The sequence below is a fragment of the Pseudomonas sp. THAF187a genome, assembly GCF_009363395.1.
In the GTDB taxonomy this organism is placed as follows: domain Bacteria; phylum Pseudomonadota; class Gammaproteobacteria; order Pseudomonadales; family Pseudomonadaceae; genus Aquipseudomonas; species Aquipseudomonas khazarica.
Genome location: NZ_CP045349.1, coordinates 116,384 through 132,022 on the forward strand (window position 1 = coordinate 116,384; position 15,639 = coordinate 132,022).

Sequence of the window (15,639 nt, forward strand, 5' to 3'; positions counted from 1 at the left end):
TTCACGATTGTTGGAAATTGATTCAAGGAGGAAAAAACAATGAAGGTACTGTTGATCATCGCCACGTTGCTGTTCGGGGTTCTGGCGTTGCTTTCGGCGTTGCTATGGATGGGGGGAGTCGCAGGCGCCGTGACGGGGGGCGGCAGGGGGACCGATGAACTCGATTATCTCTTGACCTTGTCTGCAGTTTTCATCGGTTTGGCCTGTATCAGTGGGGTCACGCTGTTGGCATTGCAGGGGAGCAAGAAAGGAACCGGTCACGATTGAGTGCCTGGCTCGCATTGGCACATCAGGGGGGCACAGTGTTAATGGTGATGCTCTCCAGGCGACTGACTTCCTGAAGGGCGTGGACGATCCGAGCGAGCGGACGCCAGCTGCGGAAGACGTCACTGTGTGTTTGAACACGTTGAGGCGAGTCTCTGGCCTGGCTGGTCGAATGCGATGGCCTGGTCATCGCCAGGTAGAAAGCGGCCTTTACGGCTACGCGGCTCGGAAGCCGGTTTCCGCTCAGGAAACTCAATAAGGAAGAATGGTGAGGCCCTCCAACATCGTGTCGAATGATTTACGCAGTTTCTTGCGGCCCGCATGCGGCCAGATGGCAGGCCTTCGCCGGCCAGGCGCCACACTGCTGGCTGCATTGATCGGGTCATGCTGGTTCGCAGACGCCCAGGCGGTAGGTGACGTCGAATTCAATGACCCACTGATATCGTCAGGGCTGGTGCTCTACTCCCCGATTCTGACCACCATGGCGACGACAGCGCCGTTCATGTGGACATCAGCGGCAATCGAAGGGCGTGATGAAAAGGTACTCATGCAGGCGCGGGACGATGCCGCACTGTACGTTGCCAGCGGAGGCCGAGAGCAGGGGGCCTATCTGACTGCCGCGCTGGCCTTGCTTCGAGAGCGAGGTGCGACGCAGGGCGATCAGGTGCTGGCGGAGTGGATTCTCATGGTGCCTGCACTGAATCCAGTGCCAGCTTCAACGCCGCCGCGTCCTTGAACACCTTCTGTTCCAGCAGTTGCCCATCTCCCAGCTGCAGCCACAGCACCTCGCCCTCGCTGGCCGGGTAGCGCGGCGCGATGCGGGCGTTGCGGTCGAGAAGGATGCGGTAGTTGTAGTCGCGCATCTTCGGCAGGGCGAAAAGGGTGGCGATCACGCTCGGCATGCGGCTGATGTCGGCGAGGAAGACCGCCTGGCGCTGTTCCAGGTAGCCCTTGGGCTGGCCTTCCAGCGCGGCGTTGACCAGCTTGGCGCCGCCCATGTCGCGAGCGACCAGGAGGATGTGAGTCTCGTCGTTCAGGGTGTAGGGCGCGTCGAACTGATCCAGCAGCGTCCACGGCGCCAGGCGCTCGCCAGGTTCCATGGCCAGGGCAACGCTGGACAGCAGGCACAGCAACAGCAGGGTGGCGGCTTTCATGCTTGGGCTCCGGGCCGGGGTTGGTCGTCTGTCAGAGGTCTTCGTCGGTCACCAGGCGTACTTCGCCGGCATCCATGGCGTAGGCGGCGTCGGCCAGTTCATTGCTGATCGTCTCTACCTTGAGTTCACCGCTGACCCACAAGGGCGCGTAGATGTTCTCGAGCTGAATGCCCTTGGGATAGCGCACCAGCACCAGCTGGTTGGGCGGTGGCGGTGGTACGTGGATGCAGGCGCCGGGGTAGGGAACCAGGAAGAACAGGGTGCTGTTGCCTTTCTCGTCGCTTTCCAGCGGTACCGGATAGCCGCCCAGGCGGATGGCCTTGCCGTCGAGTGCGGCGACGGTCTTGGCCGAATACATCACGGCAGGCAGGTCCTTGTCCTGCTGGCGCAGGCCGTCCGCACCGTAGAAGGCGCTTTCGCCTTCAGGGCTGTCATGGCTGATCTCGGGCATGTCTTCGAGGGCCTGGCGGTCTTCGGCGGGCATCAGGTCGAGCCAGTCGGTTTCCGGCAGTTCGGCATGAGCCAGGCTGGACAGGAGCAGCAGGGAGAGGAGCAGGTGGCGCATGGCAGGGGTATCTCGTGGCGGCGAAGGCGGTGGAGCCGGCAGGGACCGAGTGAGTCCCCCGGCTCCGCCAGGCGGCTACTCAGCCCTTCTTGATAGCGCCGTAGATTACCAGCAGAACGATGGCGCCGATCACCGCACCGATGAAACCGGCCGCCTGGCCGGCCTGGTAGATGCCCAGTGCCTGGCCGCCGTAGGTGGCGGCGATGGAGCCGCCGATGCCCAGCAGGATGGTCATGATCCAGCCCATGCTGTCATCGCCGGGTTTGAGAAAGCGTGCAACCAGCCCGACGATCAGGCCGATGAAGATGGTGCCGATAATGCCCATTGGCGGGTCTCCTTGAGTCAGTGTCTGTATCGGACAGCCCGGCGGGGCAATCAGTTCGCCTCATCGGGTGGCGCAACGCCATGGCGGCGGTAGATCAGTGCAATTTCGCCGTCCGCGCGCATGCGCTCCAGTTCGGCGGCAAGGCGGTCGTAGAGTGCGTGCCGGTCGCCCTGGTAGCGTGCCAGCGATGCGCCGAAGTGGTTGTCCAGGGTCTGCTGATGGGCATAGTGCGCGTAGCTGTAGTCGCGAAAGTTCATGGCCTGGAGCTGCGTTTCCATCGGAATCGCGTCGAGCACGGCGATGGCGTCGAGGCGGTCGGCGCGGAACATGGCGACCAGTTGTGCATCGTCGCTGGCGTAGACGCGATCGAGCTGACCGTCGCTGTCGAAGGGCTCGAAGTAGGCGGTGCCGCGCTTGACCCCGACGGACAGTCGATGGAGGTCTTCGTAGCGGTTCAGCTCGCCTTCCCTGCCGGGATGCACGATGAAGCGCACGTTGAGCTGCTGGCTGCCGATGCTCGGAAGGAAATGGATGTACTCGCTGCGAGGTTCGGTCATCAGCACGCGTGGTACCAGATCGATTCGCCCCGAGCGCAGATCGTCGAGGCTGCGCAGGAAGGGCGCCAGGCGCCAGTGCACGTCCACGCCGATGCGCCCGGCCGCGGTCTCCAGCACGCTGATCAGCGGGCCGCTGGGCATGCCATCGACTGCGCGCATCTCCGGTGGGCGTTCGCGGAAGTCGACGCGCAATGCGTCCTCAGCCCCGGCACAGGTCAGGGCGAACAACAGAGGCAGCAGGGAAAAGAGGTACTTCATGGGAGGCTCTTGAACGACCACCGTCGTTCAAGAGCTTAGCTGCGAAATGCTCGCTCAGCGCTTGGCGATCAGCGCTTCAACGTCCGCGATGCGCGCCTCCAGCGTGGCGCGATCGGCGCTGCGCAGGGTGGCGTGGCCGACCTTGCGCCCGGCCTTGAAGGCCTTGCCGTAGTGGTGCAGGTGGCAGTCGGCGATGGCGATGGTCTTGTCCACCGGCGGTACTTCGCCAATGAAGTTGAGCATGGCGCTTTCGCCCAGCTTGGCAGTGGAGCCCAGCGGCAGGCCAGCGACGGCGCGCAGGTGGTTCTCGAACTGACTGCACTCGGCGCCTTCGATGGTCCAGTGCCCGGAGTTGTGCACGCGCGGGGCGATCTCGTTGGCCTTGAGGCCGCCGTCCACCTCGAAGAATTCGAAGGCCAGCACGCCGACGTAATCGAGCTTGTCCAGCACGCGGCCGACGTAGTCCTCGGCCAGCTTCTGCAGTGGGTGGTCGGTGCTGGCGATGGACAGGGCGAGAATGCCGCTGTCGTGGGTGTTGTGCACCAGCGGGTAGAAACGGGTCTCGCCATCACGGGCACGCACGGCGATCAGCGAAACTTCGCCGGTGAAGGGCACGAAGCCTTCGAGGATGCACGGCACGCTGCCCAGTTCGGCGAATGCGCCGGTCACGTCCTCGGGCTGGCGCAGGACTTTCTGGCCCTTGCCGTCGTAGCCCAGGGTGCGGGTCTTCATCACGGCCGGCAGGCCGATGCTGGCCACGGCGGCGTCCAGATCGGCCTGCGACTGGATGTCGGCGAACTCCGGCGTGGGAATGCCGAGGTTCTTGAACATCGACTTCTCGAACCAGCGGTCACGGGCTACGCGCAGGGCTTCTGCGCTCGGGTAGACCGGCACGAACTGCGAGAGGAAGGCCACGGTTTCGGCTGGCACGCTCTCGAACTCGAAGGTGACCAGGTCGACTTCGTCGGCCAGCTGGCGCAGGTGGTCCTGGTCGCCGTAGTCGGCGCGGATGTGCTCGCCGAGTGCCTGGGCGCAGGCGTCCGGCGCCGGGTCGAGGAAGGCGAAGTTCATGCCCAGCGGAGTCCCCGCCAGCGCCATCATGCGGCCCAGCTGGCCGCCACCGATCACACCGATTTTCATAACAAAACCCCTTTTTAGCAGGTGGCGAGACCAAGCTGTTGAACGCTGCCTGCAATGCAGGAAGCGGAGTTTACGCCGGTAAATGAGCATTCCGGGCAGCGGACGGCGTGCAAAGGCGCCGTGTCGCAGCCCCTGATGGAATGGGCATCAGGCCTCGCGCGGGTCCGGGTTGCTCAATACGGTCTCGGTCTGCTCCTCGCGGAACTGCTTGAGCGCCGTGTGGAACTGCGGGTGCTGGTGACCGAGGATGCTGGCTGCGAGCAGCGCCGCGTTGACTGCCCCCGCCTTGCCGATGGCCAGGGTGGCGACAGGAATGCCGGCCGGCATCTGCACGATCGACAGCAACGAGTCGACGCCCGAGAGCATGGACGACTGCACCGGTACGCCGAGCACCGGCAGGTGGGTCTTGGCCGCGCACATGCCCGGCAGGTGCGCCGCACCGCCAGCACCCGCGATAATCACCTGGATACCGCGTGCTTCGGCTTCCTCGGCGTACTGGAACAGCAGGTCCGGGGTGCGGTGGGCGGAGACCACCTTGACCTCGTGGGGAATGCCCAGCTTGTCCAGCATCTCGGCGGTGTGGCTAAGGGTGGACCAATCGGACTTGGAGCCCATGATCACGCCAACCAGTGCGCTCATCGTCGTGCCTCTTCATCTCGGGCGCCTCGCGGCGCGTCAAAGGTGTGCCCCGCAGGGCGCGTCAAAAACCAACAAGCCACGCGGGCAGGCCAGCGTGGCTTGTGAATGTTCGGTTGGCCGGGTGCTGCCGGCCGAAGGCCGCGCAGTATACCGTAAAGCCACGGCGGGCGGGCAGTTGCCATGACCGTTTGTCATGCCAGCCGTGGCGCCTCGGGGAAACCGCCTAAACCTTGCTCTGGAGCAATGCCCGTGGGCGTCAGGCGCGCACACTGGCGAGACACTCGCATGGAAGAGGAACAGCGCATGAACCAGACCATGAAAGCCGCAGTCGTCCACGCCTTCGGCGAACCGCTGCGTATCGAGGAGGTGAAGATCCCGCTGCCCGGCCCCGGACAGATTCTGGTGAAGATCGAGGCCTCGGGTGTGTGCCACACCGACCTGCACGCCGCCGAAGGCGACTGGCCGGTAAAACCCAGCCTGCCATTCATTCCCGGCCACGAGGGGGTTGGTTACGTGGCGGCGGTGGGCAGTGGCGTGACGCGGGTCAGGGAGGGCGACCGCGTCGGGGTGCCCTGGCTGTACACCGCCTGTGGCTGCTGCGAACACTGCCTGACCGGCTGGGAAACCCTCTGCGAAAGCCAGCAGAACACCGGTTATTCGATCAACGGTGGCTATGCCGAATACGTGCTGGCCGACCCCAACTACGTCGGCATCCTGCCGAAGAATGTCGATTTCCTCGAGATCGCCCCGATCCTCTGCGCCGGTGTGACGGTGTACAAGGGCCTCAAGGAGACCAAGGCACGCCCCGGCCAGTGGGTGGCGATCTCCGGCATCGGTGGCCTCGGCCATGTCGCTGTGCAGTACGCCCGCGCCATGGGCCTGCATGTGATCGCGGTGGATGTCGACGACGCCAAGCTGGAGCTGGCGCGCAAGCTGGGCGCCAGCCTGACCATCAACGCCCGCAAGGAGAACCCGGCCGAGGTGGTGCAGCGCGACATCGGCGGCGCCCATGGCGTGCTGGTCACCGCCGTGTCCAACGCGGCGTTCGGCCAGGCCATCGGCATGGCCCGCCGGCACGGCACGGTAGCGCTGGTCGGCTTGCCACCAGGCGATTTCCCGACGCCGATCTTCGATGTGGTGCTCAAGGCCATCAGCATCACCGGTTCCATCGTCGGTACCCGAGCGGATCTGCAGGAGGCGCTGGACTTCGCAGGCGAGGGCCTGGTCAAGGCCACGGTGCACAGCGACAAACTCGATAACATCAATGGCATCTTCGAACAGATGCGTGGTGGGCAGATCGAGGGGCGGATCGTGTTGCAGTTCTGATTGAGAACCGCTTCGGATAGGCAGATTTCCTACAGGCCGAGCGCGGACGGGCGCACAGATCATCGCCGGTGGCGTGGCTATACTGTGCGTCTGTCATTCCTACAAGGACGTATCGCCATGAAACAGTACGTTTCACTGTTTGCCCTTTCCGTGCTTTCCCTACACGTCTCGGCCGTCGAGCTGGCCAAGCACCCGCAGGTATTCGATGCCGGCCAGGGCGTAAGCCTGGCGCTGGCGCCGTCGGCTGACGGCAAGCAGGCGCTGGTTCAAGTGCGCGGCATCAACCATCCGCTCGATGAAGTGGTGTTCCTCACCGATATCCGTGAGCTGGGCAACGAACAGCGCGACTACGGCATCCGCCTCGATGGCCGTGACTACAACCTGCTGAACAAGCGCCGTGCCTGGGGCGGCGAGAGCTACCAGCTCAACCTGCCGAACACCCAGGGCTTCGAACTCAGTTATGACGAGAGCAAGACCAAGTCGCTCAAGACCGGCGACCTGCTGGCGCTCTATCAGAAACAGGAGAAAGATGGCCTGCAGGCGAGCCTCGCGGCGTTCGATCGCAAGCAGCGTGTGGCCGACTACAGCGCGCGCCTGGAGGAGATGGACGGCGAAGCGAGCAAGGCCTGCGCGACCCCGCTGGGCACCAAGGTCAACTGGAGTGCGCTCTCCGACGAGCAACTGATGAGCCTCAGCGTGCCGAGCTTCTGCGGCGAGGTGGTCAGCCAGATGGCCTACCTGTGCGGCAAGGATGATCGCTACAAGGCCGAAGCCAAGACCCTCAAGGGTGTCGACTGCCGTTTCGGCGAGGGGCTGAAACTGCACGAGAAGGACGGACAGCTGCTGTTCACCACCCATCCGCAAGAAGCGAATCAGGGCGACTTCATCAACGCCATCCTGCGTAACCGCTGACCGGCGCGGACGGGTTTCGGCCCGCCTCGCGGCATGTTTCTTGCGTTCCTTTGCTCGTCTGCGCACACGGAACGCATCATGCTGCACGCTCCTCTGACCACCCTGCACGTCGTTTCCCTGGTTCTGCAACGCTTCGCCGACCATCCGCAATTGCACCCGCGCTTGCTGGCCGGAAGCGGCATTGGTGCGGCCGATCTGGACAGCCCGGACGTACGCATCAAACGAGTGCAGGAACTGCAGGTGTGCGCCAATGCCCTGACCCTGCGAGCCGACATGGGCCTGGAGTTGGGGCGCAGCCTGCATGTTTCCTCCTATGGGCTGCTCGGTTACGCCGCATTGTCGGCTGCCACCTTTGGTGACGCCTGGCGCCTGCTGTTGCAGTACCCGGCGCTGCTCGGCACCTACTTCCGCCTGGAGTTGCAGGTCGAGGGCGAACTGGCCTGGGTCTGCGCCAGCGGTTATCGCGATGCCGAGGCGCTGGAGGTATTCAACGTGGAGATGTGCCTGGCTTCGCTGAAGCTGATCGGTGACGAGCTGCTCGGTCAGCCGCTCGCGCTCGAGGGTGCCGAGTTCACCCATGCACAGCCGGATTACGTGGCGCGCTATGCACTCAGTTTTCCCTGCCCGTTGCGGTTCGATGCGCAACGCAACGCCTTCGCCTTTCCCGCTGCCTTGCTGGAGCGCCGTTTGCCGCTGGCTGACAGCGTCACCCACGGTGACATGGTCGAGCGCTGCCGCCGCCTGAATGCCGAGTTCAGCAGCCGCCAGGCGTGGCTGGAGCGGGTGCGTCAGCTGCTTGCCGCGCAACTGGCCGAGCCACCGGGGCTGGAGAGCCTGGCGCAGCAGATGCATTGCTCGCCGCGCACCCTGCGTCGTCACCTCCAGGAGCTGGGCACCAGCTACCAGGGGTTGCTCGATGAGCTGCGCTTCGAACGGGCCAAGGCCCTGCTCGGCGAAGAGCAGTGGCCGGTGTACCGGATAGCTGAGGTGCTCGGCTTCAGCGAGACCGCCAGCTTTCGTCATGCCTTCCAGCGCTGGAGCGGCGTGCCGCCGAGTCGTTTCCGCGCATAGCGCGCCGGGCCACAGGCTGGCTCGATTCCGTAGGAGCGGCTTCAGCCGCGAAAGCCCTCGGCACTGACGTACCTGCCAAGGTATCCCCGTTTGCGCTGCCTGGCCGCCGTAGCGTCCTGCGCGCAGCGCGAGGAGCGATCAGTCCCCCGGTGACAGCGAGATTTGGCCATTTCGATCCCCTTTTGGCCATTGTCAGCGTTCTCGATGCGGCGCGAGTGAGCGAACAATGCAGGCACAACAACAGGCCTGGAGCGCTTTGCATGCTCACGTACTACAGTGACGACCACCACCTGCATCACGGCAAGTGCGAGCTGATCGACGGGCAGCTGATGCCCTGCTTCGAGAAGCCGCAGCGTGCCGATCATGTCCTCGCGCGCGTCAGGGACCGCCAGCTCGGCGATGTCCATGCGCCCAGGGATTTCGGCCTGGCGCCGATCGAGCGCATCCACAGCAAGCCCTACCTCGACTTCTTCCAGGGCGCCTGGACGCGCTGGCAGGCACAGGGCGGCAAGGGTGACCTGCTGCCGTTCACCTGGCCGGCCCGCACCCTGCGCGCGATGATGCCCAGTGACCTGCATGGCCAGCTCGGCTACTACAGCTTCGACGGTGGCGCACCGATCACCGCCGGCACCTGGCAGGCCGCCTACAGCGCCGCCCAGGTGGCCCTCAGCGCCCAGGCCGAGATCGCTGCTGGCGCCCACGCTGCATTCGCCCTGTGCCGTCCGCCAGGCCATCATGCCGCCGCCGACGTGATGGGGGGCTACTGCTACCTGAACAATGCCGCCATCGCCGCCCAGGCCTTCATCGACCAGGGGCGCAGGAAGGTGGCGATCCTCGATGTCGACTATCACCACGGCAACGGCACGCAGGACATCTTCTATCGCCGCAGCGACGTGCTGTTCACCTCGATCCATGGCGACCCCGCCGAGGAGTTTCCGTTCTTCCTCGGTTACGCCGACGAGCTGGGCGAGGGTGAGGGCGAAGGCTGCAATTTCAACTACCCGCTGGCGATGGGCAGCTCCTGGGAGACCTGGAGCGCGGCGCTGGAGCAGGCGTGCCAGCGCATCGCCGAATACGGCGCCGAGGTGCTGGTGGTATCGCTCGGCGTGGACACCTACATGGAAGACCCGATCTCGCAGTTCAAGCTCGACAGCCCGGACTACCTGAGCATGGGCCGGCGAATCGCCGCGCTCGGCCTGCCGACGCTGTTCATCATGGAAGGCGGCTACGCGGTCGAGGCCATCGGCGTCAACGCGGTCAACGTGCTGGAAGGTTTCGAAGGCGCGTAGGGTGGACGAGGCTTTTTTCGTCCACCGCCATACGCTCGGTGCACGGATAAAGCGTCGTCCACCTTACCCAAAAACCAATAACGACACTTCAGGGGTGAGAAACGATGAAAGCCATCAAACAGATGCTCGGCGCCGCCCTGTGCGGCGCCACCCTGCTCAGCGGTGCGGTACAGGCCAAGGAGCTGCGTGTGTACAACTGGGCGGACTACATCCTGCCGTCCGTGCCCAAGGACTTCCAGGCGCAGTCGGGTATCCAGCTGACCTGGGACACCTTCGAGACCAACGAGGCGCTGGAAGCCAAGCTGCTCACCGGCAACTCCGGCTATGACCTGGTGATCCCGTCCAACCAGTTCCTCGAAACCCAGATCAAGGCCGGCGTGTTCGCCCCGCTGGACAAGTCCAAGCTGCCCAACTGGAAGAACCTCGACCCGGTGCTGCTCAAGCTGCTGGAGAAGAACGATCCGGGCAACCAGTTCGGCGTGCCCTACATGTACGGCACCGTGCTGATCGGCTACAACCCGGACAAGGTCAAGGCCGCCCTCGGTGAGGATGCACCGGTGAACAGCTGGGACCTGGTGTTCAAGCCCGAGTACATGGAGAAGCTCAAATCCTGCGGCGTCGCCATGCTCGACTCGCCCAGCGAGATCATCCCCATCGCCCTGCACTACCTGGGCCTGGACCCGAACAGCACCAATCCGGCCGACTATGACAAGGTCACCGAGCTGCTGCTGAAGGTGCGTCCGTACGTGGCCTACTTCCATTCCGCCAAGTACATGACCGACATCGCCAACGGCGACATCTGCGTGGCCATCGGCTACTCCGGCAGCTTCTATCAGTTCGCCAACCGCGCCAAGGAGGCGGGTAATGGCGTGGTCATCAACTGGCGTCTGCCGAAGGAAGGCGCGCCGATCTGGTTCGACACCTGGGCCATTCCCAAGAGCGCGCAGAACAAGGATGAGGCGCTTGCCTTCATCAATCACCTGCTCGATCCACAGGTCATCGCCCCGATCAGCGACTTCCTCGGCTACCCCAACCCCAACGTGCCAGGCATGAAGCTGGTGAGCGAGGAAATCGCCGCCGATCAGGACCTGACGCCGACCGCCGAGATGCAGAAGTCGCTGTACGTGGTACAGCCGCTGCCGCAGAAGATCGAGCGCGTGCGCACCCGCGCCTGGACGTCGATCAAGTCGGGCAAGTGAGTCGCTGAAGCCACTCCTGCAGAGCGCACGCATTCCGTGCGCTCTGTCGTGCCGGGCGTCAGCGCGGGTGGCTGGCCTGCCCCCGCTGCACCAGCAGCACGCGCGCCATGTAGCCGACCACGAGGAGGTTGAGCACGAACACGGCGGCGCTCAGGGCGCTGCTGCGGGTCAGCATTTCGTAGACCTCGAACGGCAGGTAGATCGCCCCGCTGGCCAAGGCGAACCACTCCGTCCAGAGCAGCCCTTTCCACAGGCCATAGGCTTCGATCAGGCGGATGACGGCGTAGGCCAGTGCGCCGATGGCCAGCAGTGACAGGTCGATGTCGGGCAGCGACTTCACCGCGTGCAGGAAAATGCCGGGCAGGTGACTGGCAGGGTTGAGGTGCGCATGGCTGACCAGCGCCTCGGCCACCTGCTGCAGGTTGCGCCCGGCCAGCTCATGCAGGCCAAGCGCGACCACGAGCGAGATGAGGCCTTTGCAGGCTTCCATCGCAGCGATGAGCCGCAGGCCGGGTCTTGTGGGTGCCATCGTCGTCTCTCGCGTGTCAGCTGTGGATAAGGGGGCGCTGCAGCAGTCTGCCAGCTTCTGCTTCAGCTATCTTTCCCTGCGCGCCGGGCCGATGTCGCCGTGGCGTTCTGCAGGCACTCAGGAGAGCCAGATGATCAAGGTCAGTGTGATGTATCCCTACAAGCCGGGCGCGCGTTTCGACCACGCCTACTACCGCGACACGCACATGCCGCTGGTGAAAGCCAGGATGGGCGATGCCTGCCTGTTCTACACCGTCGACAAGGGAGTGGCCGGTGGCTCGCCCGATGATCCGCCCGCCTACGTTGGCATGTGTCATGTCTATGCGGACTCCGTCGAAGCCTTTCAAGCTGGATTTGCGCCGCATGCGCAGGAGATTCTCGCGGACATCGCCAACTACACCGACCTGGTGCCCGTGATGCAGATCAGCGAGGTCGTGGTCGGTCAGTCCTGACGTCGGCCAGGGCGCGCTGCCTGTGGCGTGGCGTCCTCATGCACGCGCCGGCTCCCCCGTCTCCAGCTTGCGCCAGAGCAAGCGTACCGCCGCCTTGCGCACCAGGGCGCAGCGGTACAGGCGGATTTCCAGGGGGATCTGCCAGTGTTCGCCACCGCAGATGGCCAGCTCGCCACGCGCCAGCTCGGCGGTGACCGACAGGCGTGGCACCCAGGCCACGCCCATGCCCTGCAGGGCCATGCTCTTCAGGCTGTCGGCCATGGCGGTCTCGTACACGGTGGTCGAGCGCAGGGCGCGCTGGCGCAGCAGCAGGTTGACCGAGCGGCCGAGGAAGGCGCCGGCGCTGTAGGCCAGCAGCGGTACGCTCTGCCCGGCGTCGAGGTCGAACAGCGGCGCGCCGGTCTCATTCACCGCACAGACCGCCAGCATCGAGGTAGCACCCAGGTGCTGCGAGGGAAAGATCTCCGGGTCCATCTGCAGGGCCGCGTCAGGGTCGTAGTAGGCGAGGATCAGGTCGCAGGCCCCCTCGCGCAGCGAGTGCACCGCTTCACCGACGTTGGTGGCCACCAGCCGGGTGGTCAGCGGCAGCCCTTCACGGCGCAGGCGGGCGATCCATTCGGGGAAGAAGCCCAGGGTCAGCGAGTGCGCCGCGGCGATCGACAGCACCTCGCCGCGCTGTCCCTCCAGATTGTGCAGATGGCGCACCACCTCGCCGAGCTGTTCCACCAGGCTGCGCGCGGTGACCAGGAACAGACGGCCCGACTCGGTCAGTTCGATGGGGGTGCAGGAGCGGTCGACCAGGGTCAGTCCGAGCATGGCCTCCAGGCTGCGGATACGCCGGCTGAAGGCCGGCTGCGTGACGAAGCGCTTGGCGGCGGCCTGGGAGAAGCTGCGGGTGGCGGCCAGGACGATGAAGTCCTCCAGCCATTTGGTTTCCAGATTCATCGCGTCTCCGTTGCCGGGCGAGGTTGTGCAGGCGAAGCGTCGTCCACCCTGGGCTCATACGTTGCGAATGCAGCGAACGTCACGTCGACATTATGCCGATTGTGCATAGGGCAGCAAGCAACGGCATTGGTCGCAAGACGGCATGAGGCCATATTCTATGGGCATCGCGGCACTCGCCGTATTTCCCAAGAGTCATCGCTATCATGTCCTCTGCTGCATCTGTTCGCGTCGAAAAAGACCTGCTCGGCACCCTCGAAGTCCCCGCTGATGCCTATTACGGCGTCCAGACCCTGCGTGCCGTGCAGAACTTCCGCCTGTCCGGGGTGACGCTGTCGCACTACCCGAAACTGGTGATCGGCCTGGCCATGGTCAAGCAGGCGTCGGCCGATGCCAACCGCGAGCTGGGCCACCTCAGCGCGGCCAAGCACACGGCGATCAGCACCGCCTGTGCCCGCATCATCCAGGGCGAGTTCCACGACCAGTTCGTGGTCGACATGATCCAGGGCGGTGCCGGTACCTCGACCAACATGAACGCCAACGAGGTCATCGCCAACATCGCCCTGGAAGCCATGGGCCATGAGAAGGGCCAGTACCAGCACCTGCACCCGAACAACGACGTGAACATGGCGCAGTCGACCAACGACGCCTACCCCACTGCCATCCGTCTGGGCCTGCTGCTGGGTCACGAAAGCCTGCTCAACGCCCTGGACAAGCTGATCCAGTCGCTGGCGGCCAAGGGCCTGGAGTTCGGCCATGTGCTGAAGATGGGTCGCACCCAGTTGCAGGACGCCGTGCCGATGACCCTCGGCCAGGAGTTCCATGCCTTCGCCACCACCCTGGGCGAAGACCTGCAGCACCTGAAGATGCTCGCGCCGACCCTGCTGCACGAGGTCAACCTGGGCGGCACCGCGATCGGCACCGGCATCAATGCCGACCCGAAATACCAGGCCCTGGCGGTCAAGCGCCTGGGCGTGATCAGCGGTCATCCGGTCAAGCCGGCCGCCGACCTGATCGAGGCCACCAGCGACATGGGCGCCTTCGTGCTGTTCTCCGGCATGCTCAAGCGCACCGCGGTGAAGCTGTCGAAGATCTGCAACGACCTGCGCCTGCTCTCCAGCGGCCCGCGCACCGGCATCAACGAGATCAACCTGCCGGCTCGCCAGCCGGGCAGCTCGATCATGCCGGGCAAGGTCAACCCGGTGATCCCGGAGGCGGTCAACCAGGTGGCCTTCGAAGTGATCGGCAACGACCTGGCACTGACCATGGCGGCCGAGGGTGGCCAGCTGCAGCTGAACGTCATGGAGCCGCTGATCGCCTACAAGATCTTCGACTCGATCCGCCTGCTGACCCGCGCCATGGATATGCTGCGCGAGCTGTGCATCGACGGCATCACCGCCAACGAGGCGCATTGCCGTGCACTGATGGAGAACTCCATCGGCCTGATCACCGCGCTCAACCCCTACATCGGCTACGAGAACGCCACCCGCATCGCCAAGGTCGCTCTGGAGAGCGGTCGCGGTGTGCTGGAACTGGTGCGTGAAGAGCAGTTGCTCGACGAGGCCACCCTGGCCGACATCCTGCGCCCGGAGAACATGATCGCTCCGCGCCTGGTACCGCTGCAGAGCTGATTCGACCGGCAACATCGGCGCCGCACTCATTCGAGTGCGGCGCGTTTCTTTCTGCCCCATGGCCTGCCGGCAGGCGGTGCCCGAGGTCGGGCAGACGACCCCACAACAATGACAATCCGGGTGACAACCACATGAGTCAAAGCAACACCGCTTCCCCTTCTCTCCTTGCGCGCGTGCCGCTGTGGCAGCAGATTCTCGTCGGCCTGGTACTCGGCGTCGTCGTCGGCATGCTGTACAAGCCGGGTGCACTGGCACTGGCCCCGGTCGGTGCGCTGTTCCTCAACGCGATCAAGATGCTCATCGTGCCGCTGGTGTTCATCTCGCTGGTGGCGGGCATCACCGCCATGAGCGACAGCGCCAAGCTCGGCCGCATCAGCGTCAAGACCATCGCCATCTACCTGATCACCACCGCCTTCGCGGTGAGCATCGGCCTGGCGTTCGGCACCCTGTTCAGCCCCGGCGAGGGCATGCACATGGTCGCCAGCGGCAGCGCAGAGGCCAAGCAGGCGCCGTCGCTGGTGCAGATCCTGGTGGGCCTGGTGCCGACCAACCCGGTGACCGCCTTCGCCGAAGGCAACATCCTGCAGATCATCGTCTTCGCCATCGCCCTGGGCGTGAGCATGAACCTGGTCGGCGAGAAGGCCGCACCGGCGATTCGCCTGTTCGACAGCCTGGCCGAGGTGCTCTACAAGCTCACCGACCTGGTGATGCGCTTCGCGCCCATCGGCGTGTTCGCGCTGATCGCCGGGGTGGTGGCTTCCCACGGTATCGAAGTGCTGCTGCCCCTGGCCGGTGTGATCGGTGTGATCTACCTGGCCAGCATCGCCCATATGCTGCTGGTCTACGGCAGCCTGATCGGTGGCCTGGCGCGCCTCAGCCCGCTGCGTTTCTTCCGTGGCATCGCACCGGCGCTGGCGGTGGCCTTCAGCACCTCGAGCAGTTCCGGCACGCTGCCGGTATCCATCGAGTGCGCGCGCAAGAACCTCGGTGTATCCCAGGGCGTGGCCGGTTTCGTGCTGCCGGTGGGCGCCACCATCAACATGGACGGCACCGCGATCTACCAGGGCGTGCTGGCGCTGTTCATCGCCCAGGCCTTCGGCATCGACCTGAGTGCCGGCCAGTACCTGATGATCATCCTCACCGCGACCCTGGCCTCGGTGGGCACTGCCGGCATCCCCGGTGCGGGCCTGATCATGCTCGGCCTGGTGCTGAGTTCGGTGGGCCTGCCGCTGGAAGGCGTGGCGCTGATCGCGGGGATCGACCGCATCCTCGACATGGCCCGCACCACGGTGAACGTCACGGGCGACCTGATGACCACCACCCTGGTCGCGCGCAGCGAGAACGAACTGGATCGCGACGTCTATAACAGCGACAACGAGGCTTGATG

Annotated in this window: 18 protein-coding genes; 10 read left to right on the forward strand and 8 right to left on the reverse strand. The window is 64.8% G+C overall.

What is annotated here, in order from left to right:
* The first annotated feature begins 39 nt into the window (after nucleotides 1-39).
* Together FIV02_RS24875 and FIV02_RS00520 are read left to right on the forward strand one after the other, a co-directional pair.
* On the forward strand, nucleotides 40-267 hold the full coding sequence (locus FIV02_RS24875) for a hypothetical protein (protein ID WP_178114233.1): 228 nt from the start codon (nucleotides 40-42) through the stop codon (nucleotides 265-267).
* Between the two features lie 544 nt (nucleotides 268-811).
* A complete protein-coding gene (locus FIV02_RS00520; protein ID WP_256663140.1) occupies nucleotides 812-1,000 on the forward strand; it encodes a DUF2388 domain-containing protein in 189 nt (62 codons plus the stop codon).
* On the opposite strand, the gene FIV02_RS00525 is transcribed toward FIV02_RS00520, so the two are convergent.
* The 6 genes from FIV02_RS00525 to purE form a co-directional block, all read right to left on the reverse strand.
* Complete coding sequence (locus FIV02_RS00525; protein ID WP_152487505.1) at nucleotides 948-1,418, reverse strand: FAD/FMN-containing dehydrogenase; 471 nt, start codon at nucleotides 1,416-1,418, stop codon at nucleotides 948-950. The genes FIV02_RS00520 and FIV02_RS00525 overlap by 53 nt on opposite strands.
* A gap of 31 nt (nucleotides 1,419-1,449) precedes the next feature.
* Nucleotides 1,450-1,983, reverse strand: coding sequence for a DUF3299 domain-containing protein (locus tag FIV02_RS00530; protein WP_152487506.1), 534 nt, complete (start codon nucleotides 1,981-1,983; stop codon nucleotides 1,450-1,452).
* Nucleotides 1,984-2,062: 79 nt separating this feature from the next.
* Nucleotides 2,063-2,308, reverse strand: a complete 246-nt coding sequence (locus tag FIV02_RS00535; protein WP_047590125.1) for a GlsB/YeaQ/YmgE family stress response membrane protein — start codon at nucleotides 2,306-2,308, stop codon at nucleotides 2,063-2,065.
* 50 nt (nucleotides 2,309-2,358) lie between these two features.
* Nucleotides 2,359-3,123 (reverse strand): ABC transporter substrate-binding protein, encoded by a 765-nt coding sequence (locus FIV02_RS00540; RefSeq protein ID WP_152487507.1) that lies wholly within the window; start codon nucleotides 3,121-3,123, stop codon nucleotides 2,359-2,361.
* 54 nt (nucleotides 3,124-3,177) lie between these two features.
* Nucleotides 3,178-4,263 (reverse strand): 5-(carboxyamino)imidazole ribonucleotide synthase, encoded by a 1,086-nt coding sequence (locus FIV02_RS00545; protein WP_152487508.1) that lies wholly within the window; start codon nucleotides 4,261-4,263, stop codon nucleotides 3,178-3,180.
* A gap of 147 nt (nucleotides 4,264-4,410) precedes the next feature.
* Nucleotides 4,411-4,902, reverse strand: a complete 492-nt coding sequence (purE, locus tag FIV02_RS00550) for a 5-(carboxyamino)imidazole ribonucleotide mutase (RefSeq protein ID WP_152487509.1) — start codon at nucleotides 4,900-4,902, stop codon at nucleotides 4,411-4,413.
* 303 nt (nucleotides 4,903-5,205) lie between these two features.
* On the opposite strand from purE, the gene adhP reads away from it, so the two are divergent.
* The 5 genes from adhP to FIV02_RS00575 all read left to right on the forward strand — a co-directional run bounded on the left by adhP (nucleotide 5,206) and on the right by FIV02_RS00575 (nucleotide 10,699).
* Nucleotides 5,206-6,228: an alcohol dehydrogenase AdhP gene (gene adhP / locus FIV02_RS00555; protein WP_037054062.1), complete on the forward strand. Its 1,023-nt coding sequence runs from the start codon at nucleotides 5,206-5,208 to the stop codon at nucleotides 6,226-6,228.
* A 117-nt stretch (nucleotides 6,229-6,345) separates the two neighbouring features.
* Nucleotides 6,346-7,140 carry a hypothetical protein gene (locus FIV02_RS00560; RefSeq protein WP_152487510.1) on the forward strand — a complete coding sequence of 265 codons (795 nt, stop codon included), beginning with the start codon at nucleotides 6,346-6,348 and terminating at the stop codon, nucleotides 7,138-7,140.
* A 78-nt stretch (nucleotides 7,141-7,218) separates the two neighbouring features.
* Nucleotides 7,219-8,211, forward strand: coding sequence for an AraC family transcriptional regulator (locus FIV02_RS00565; RefSeq protein WP_152487511.1), 993 nt, complete (start codon nucleotides 7,219-7,221; stop codon nucleotides 8,209-8,211).
* A 260-nt stretch (nucleotides 8,212-8,471) separates the two neighbouring features.
* Complete coding sequence (locus tag FIV02_RS00570) at nucleotides 8,472-9,500, forward strand: histone deacetylase family protein (protein WP_152487512.1); 1,029 nt, start codon at nucleotides 8,472-8,474, stop codon at nucleotides 9,498-9,500.
* Nucleotides 9,501-9,604: 104 nt separating this feature from the next.
* Nucleotides 9,605-10,699 (forward strand): polyamine ABC transporter substrate-binding protein, encoded by a 1,095-nt coding sequence (locus tag FIV02_RS00575; protein WP_037054030.1) that lies wholly within the window; start codon nucleotides 9,605-9,607, stop codon nucleotides 10,697-10,699.
* Nucleotides 10,700-10,757: 58 nt separating this feature from the next.
* Here FIV02_RS00575 and FIV02_RS00580 read toward each other — a convergent pair whose 3' ends face one another.
* Entirely contained in the window at nucleotides 10,758-11,228 is a 471-nt protein-coding gene (locus FIV02_RS00580; protein WP_037054027.1) for a DUF2127 domain-containing protein, read from the reverse strand.
* A gap of 130 nt (nucleotides 11,229-11,358) precedes the next feature.
* Between FIV02_RS00580 and FIV02_RS00585 the strand changes: the two genes are divergently transcribed.
* Complete coding sequence (locus tag FIV02_RS00585) at nucleotides 11,359-11,679, forward strand: EthD family reductase (RefSeq protein WP_152487513.1); 321 nt, start codon at nucleotides 11,359-11,361, stop codon at nucleotides 11,677-11,679.
* Nucleotides 11,680-11,715: 36 nt separating this feature from the next.
* Here the strand turns inward: FIV02_RS00585 and FIV02_RS00590 are convergent, their stop codons facing one another.
* A complete protein-coding gene (locus FIV02_RS00590; protein ID WP_152487514.1) occupies nucleotides 11,716-12,624 on the reverse strand; it encodes a LysR substrate-binding domain-containing protein in 909 nt (302 codons plus the stop codon).
* Nucleotides 12,625-12,827: 203 nt separating this feature from the next.
* Between FIV02_RS00590 and FIV02_RS00595 the strand changes: the two genes are divergently transcribed.
* Nucleotides 12,828-14,252 carry an aspartate ammonia-lyase gene (locus FIV02_RS00595; RefSeq protein WP_037054020.1) on the forward strand — a complete coding sequence of 475 codons (1,425 nt, stop codon included), beginning with the start codon at nucleotides 12,828-12,830 and terminating at the stop codon, nucleotides 14,250-14,252.
* 131 nt (nucleotides 14,253-14,383) lie between these two features.
* Complete coding sequence (locus FIV02_RS00600; RefSeq protein ID WP_152487515.1) at nucleotides 14,384-15,637, forward strand: dicarboxylate/amino acid:cation symporter; 1,254 nt, start codon at nucleotides 14,384-14,386, stop codon at nucleotides 15,635-15,637.
* Nucleotides 15,638-15,639 lie beyond the last annotated feature (2 nt).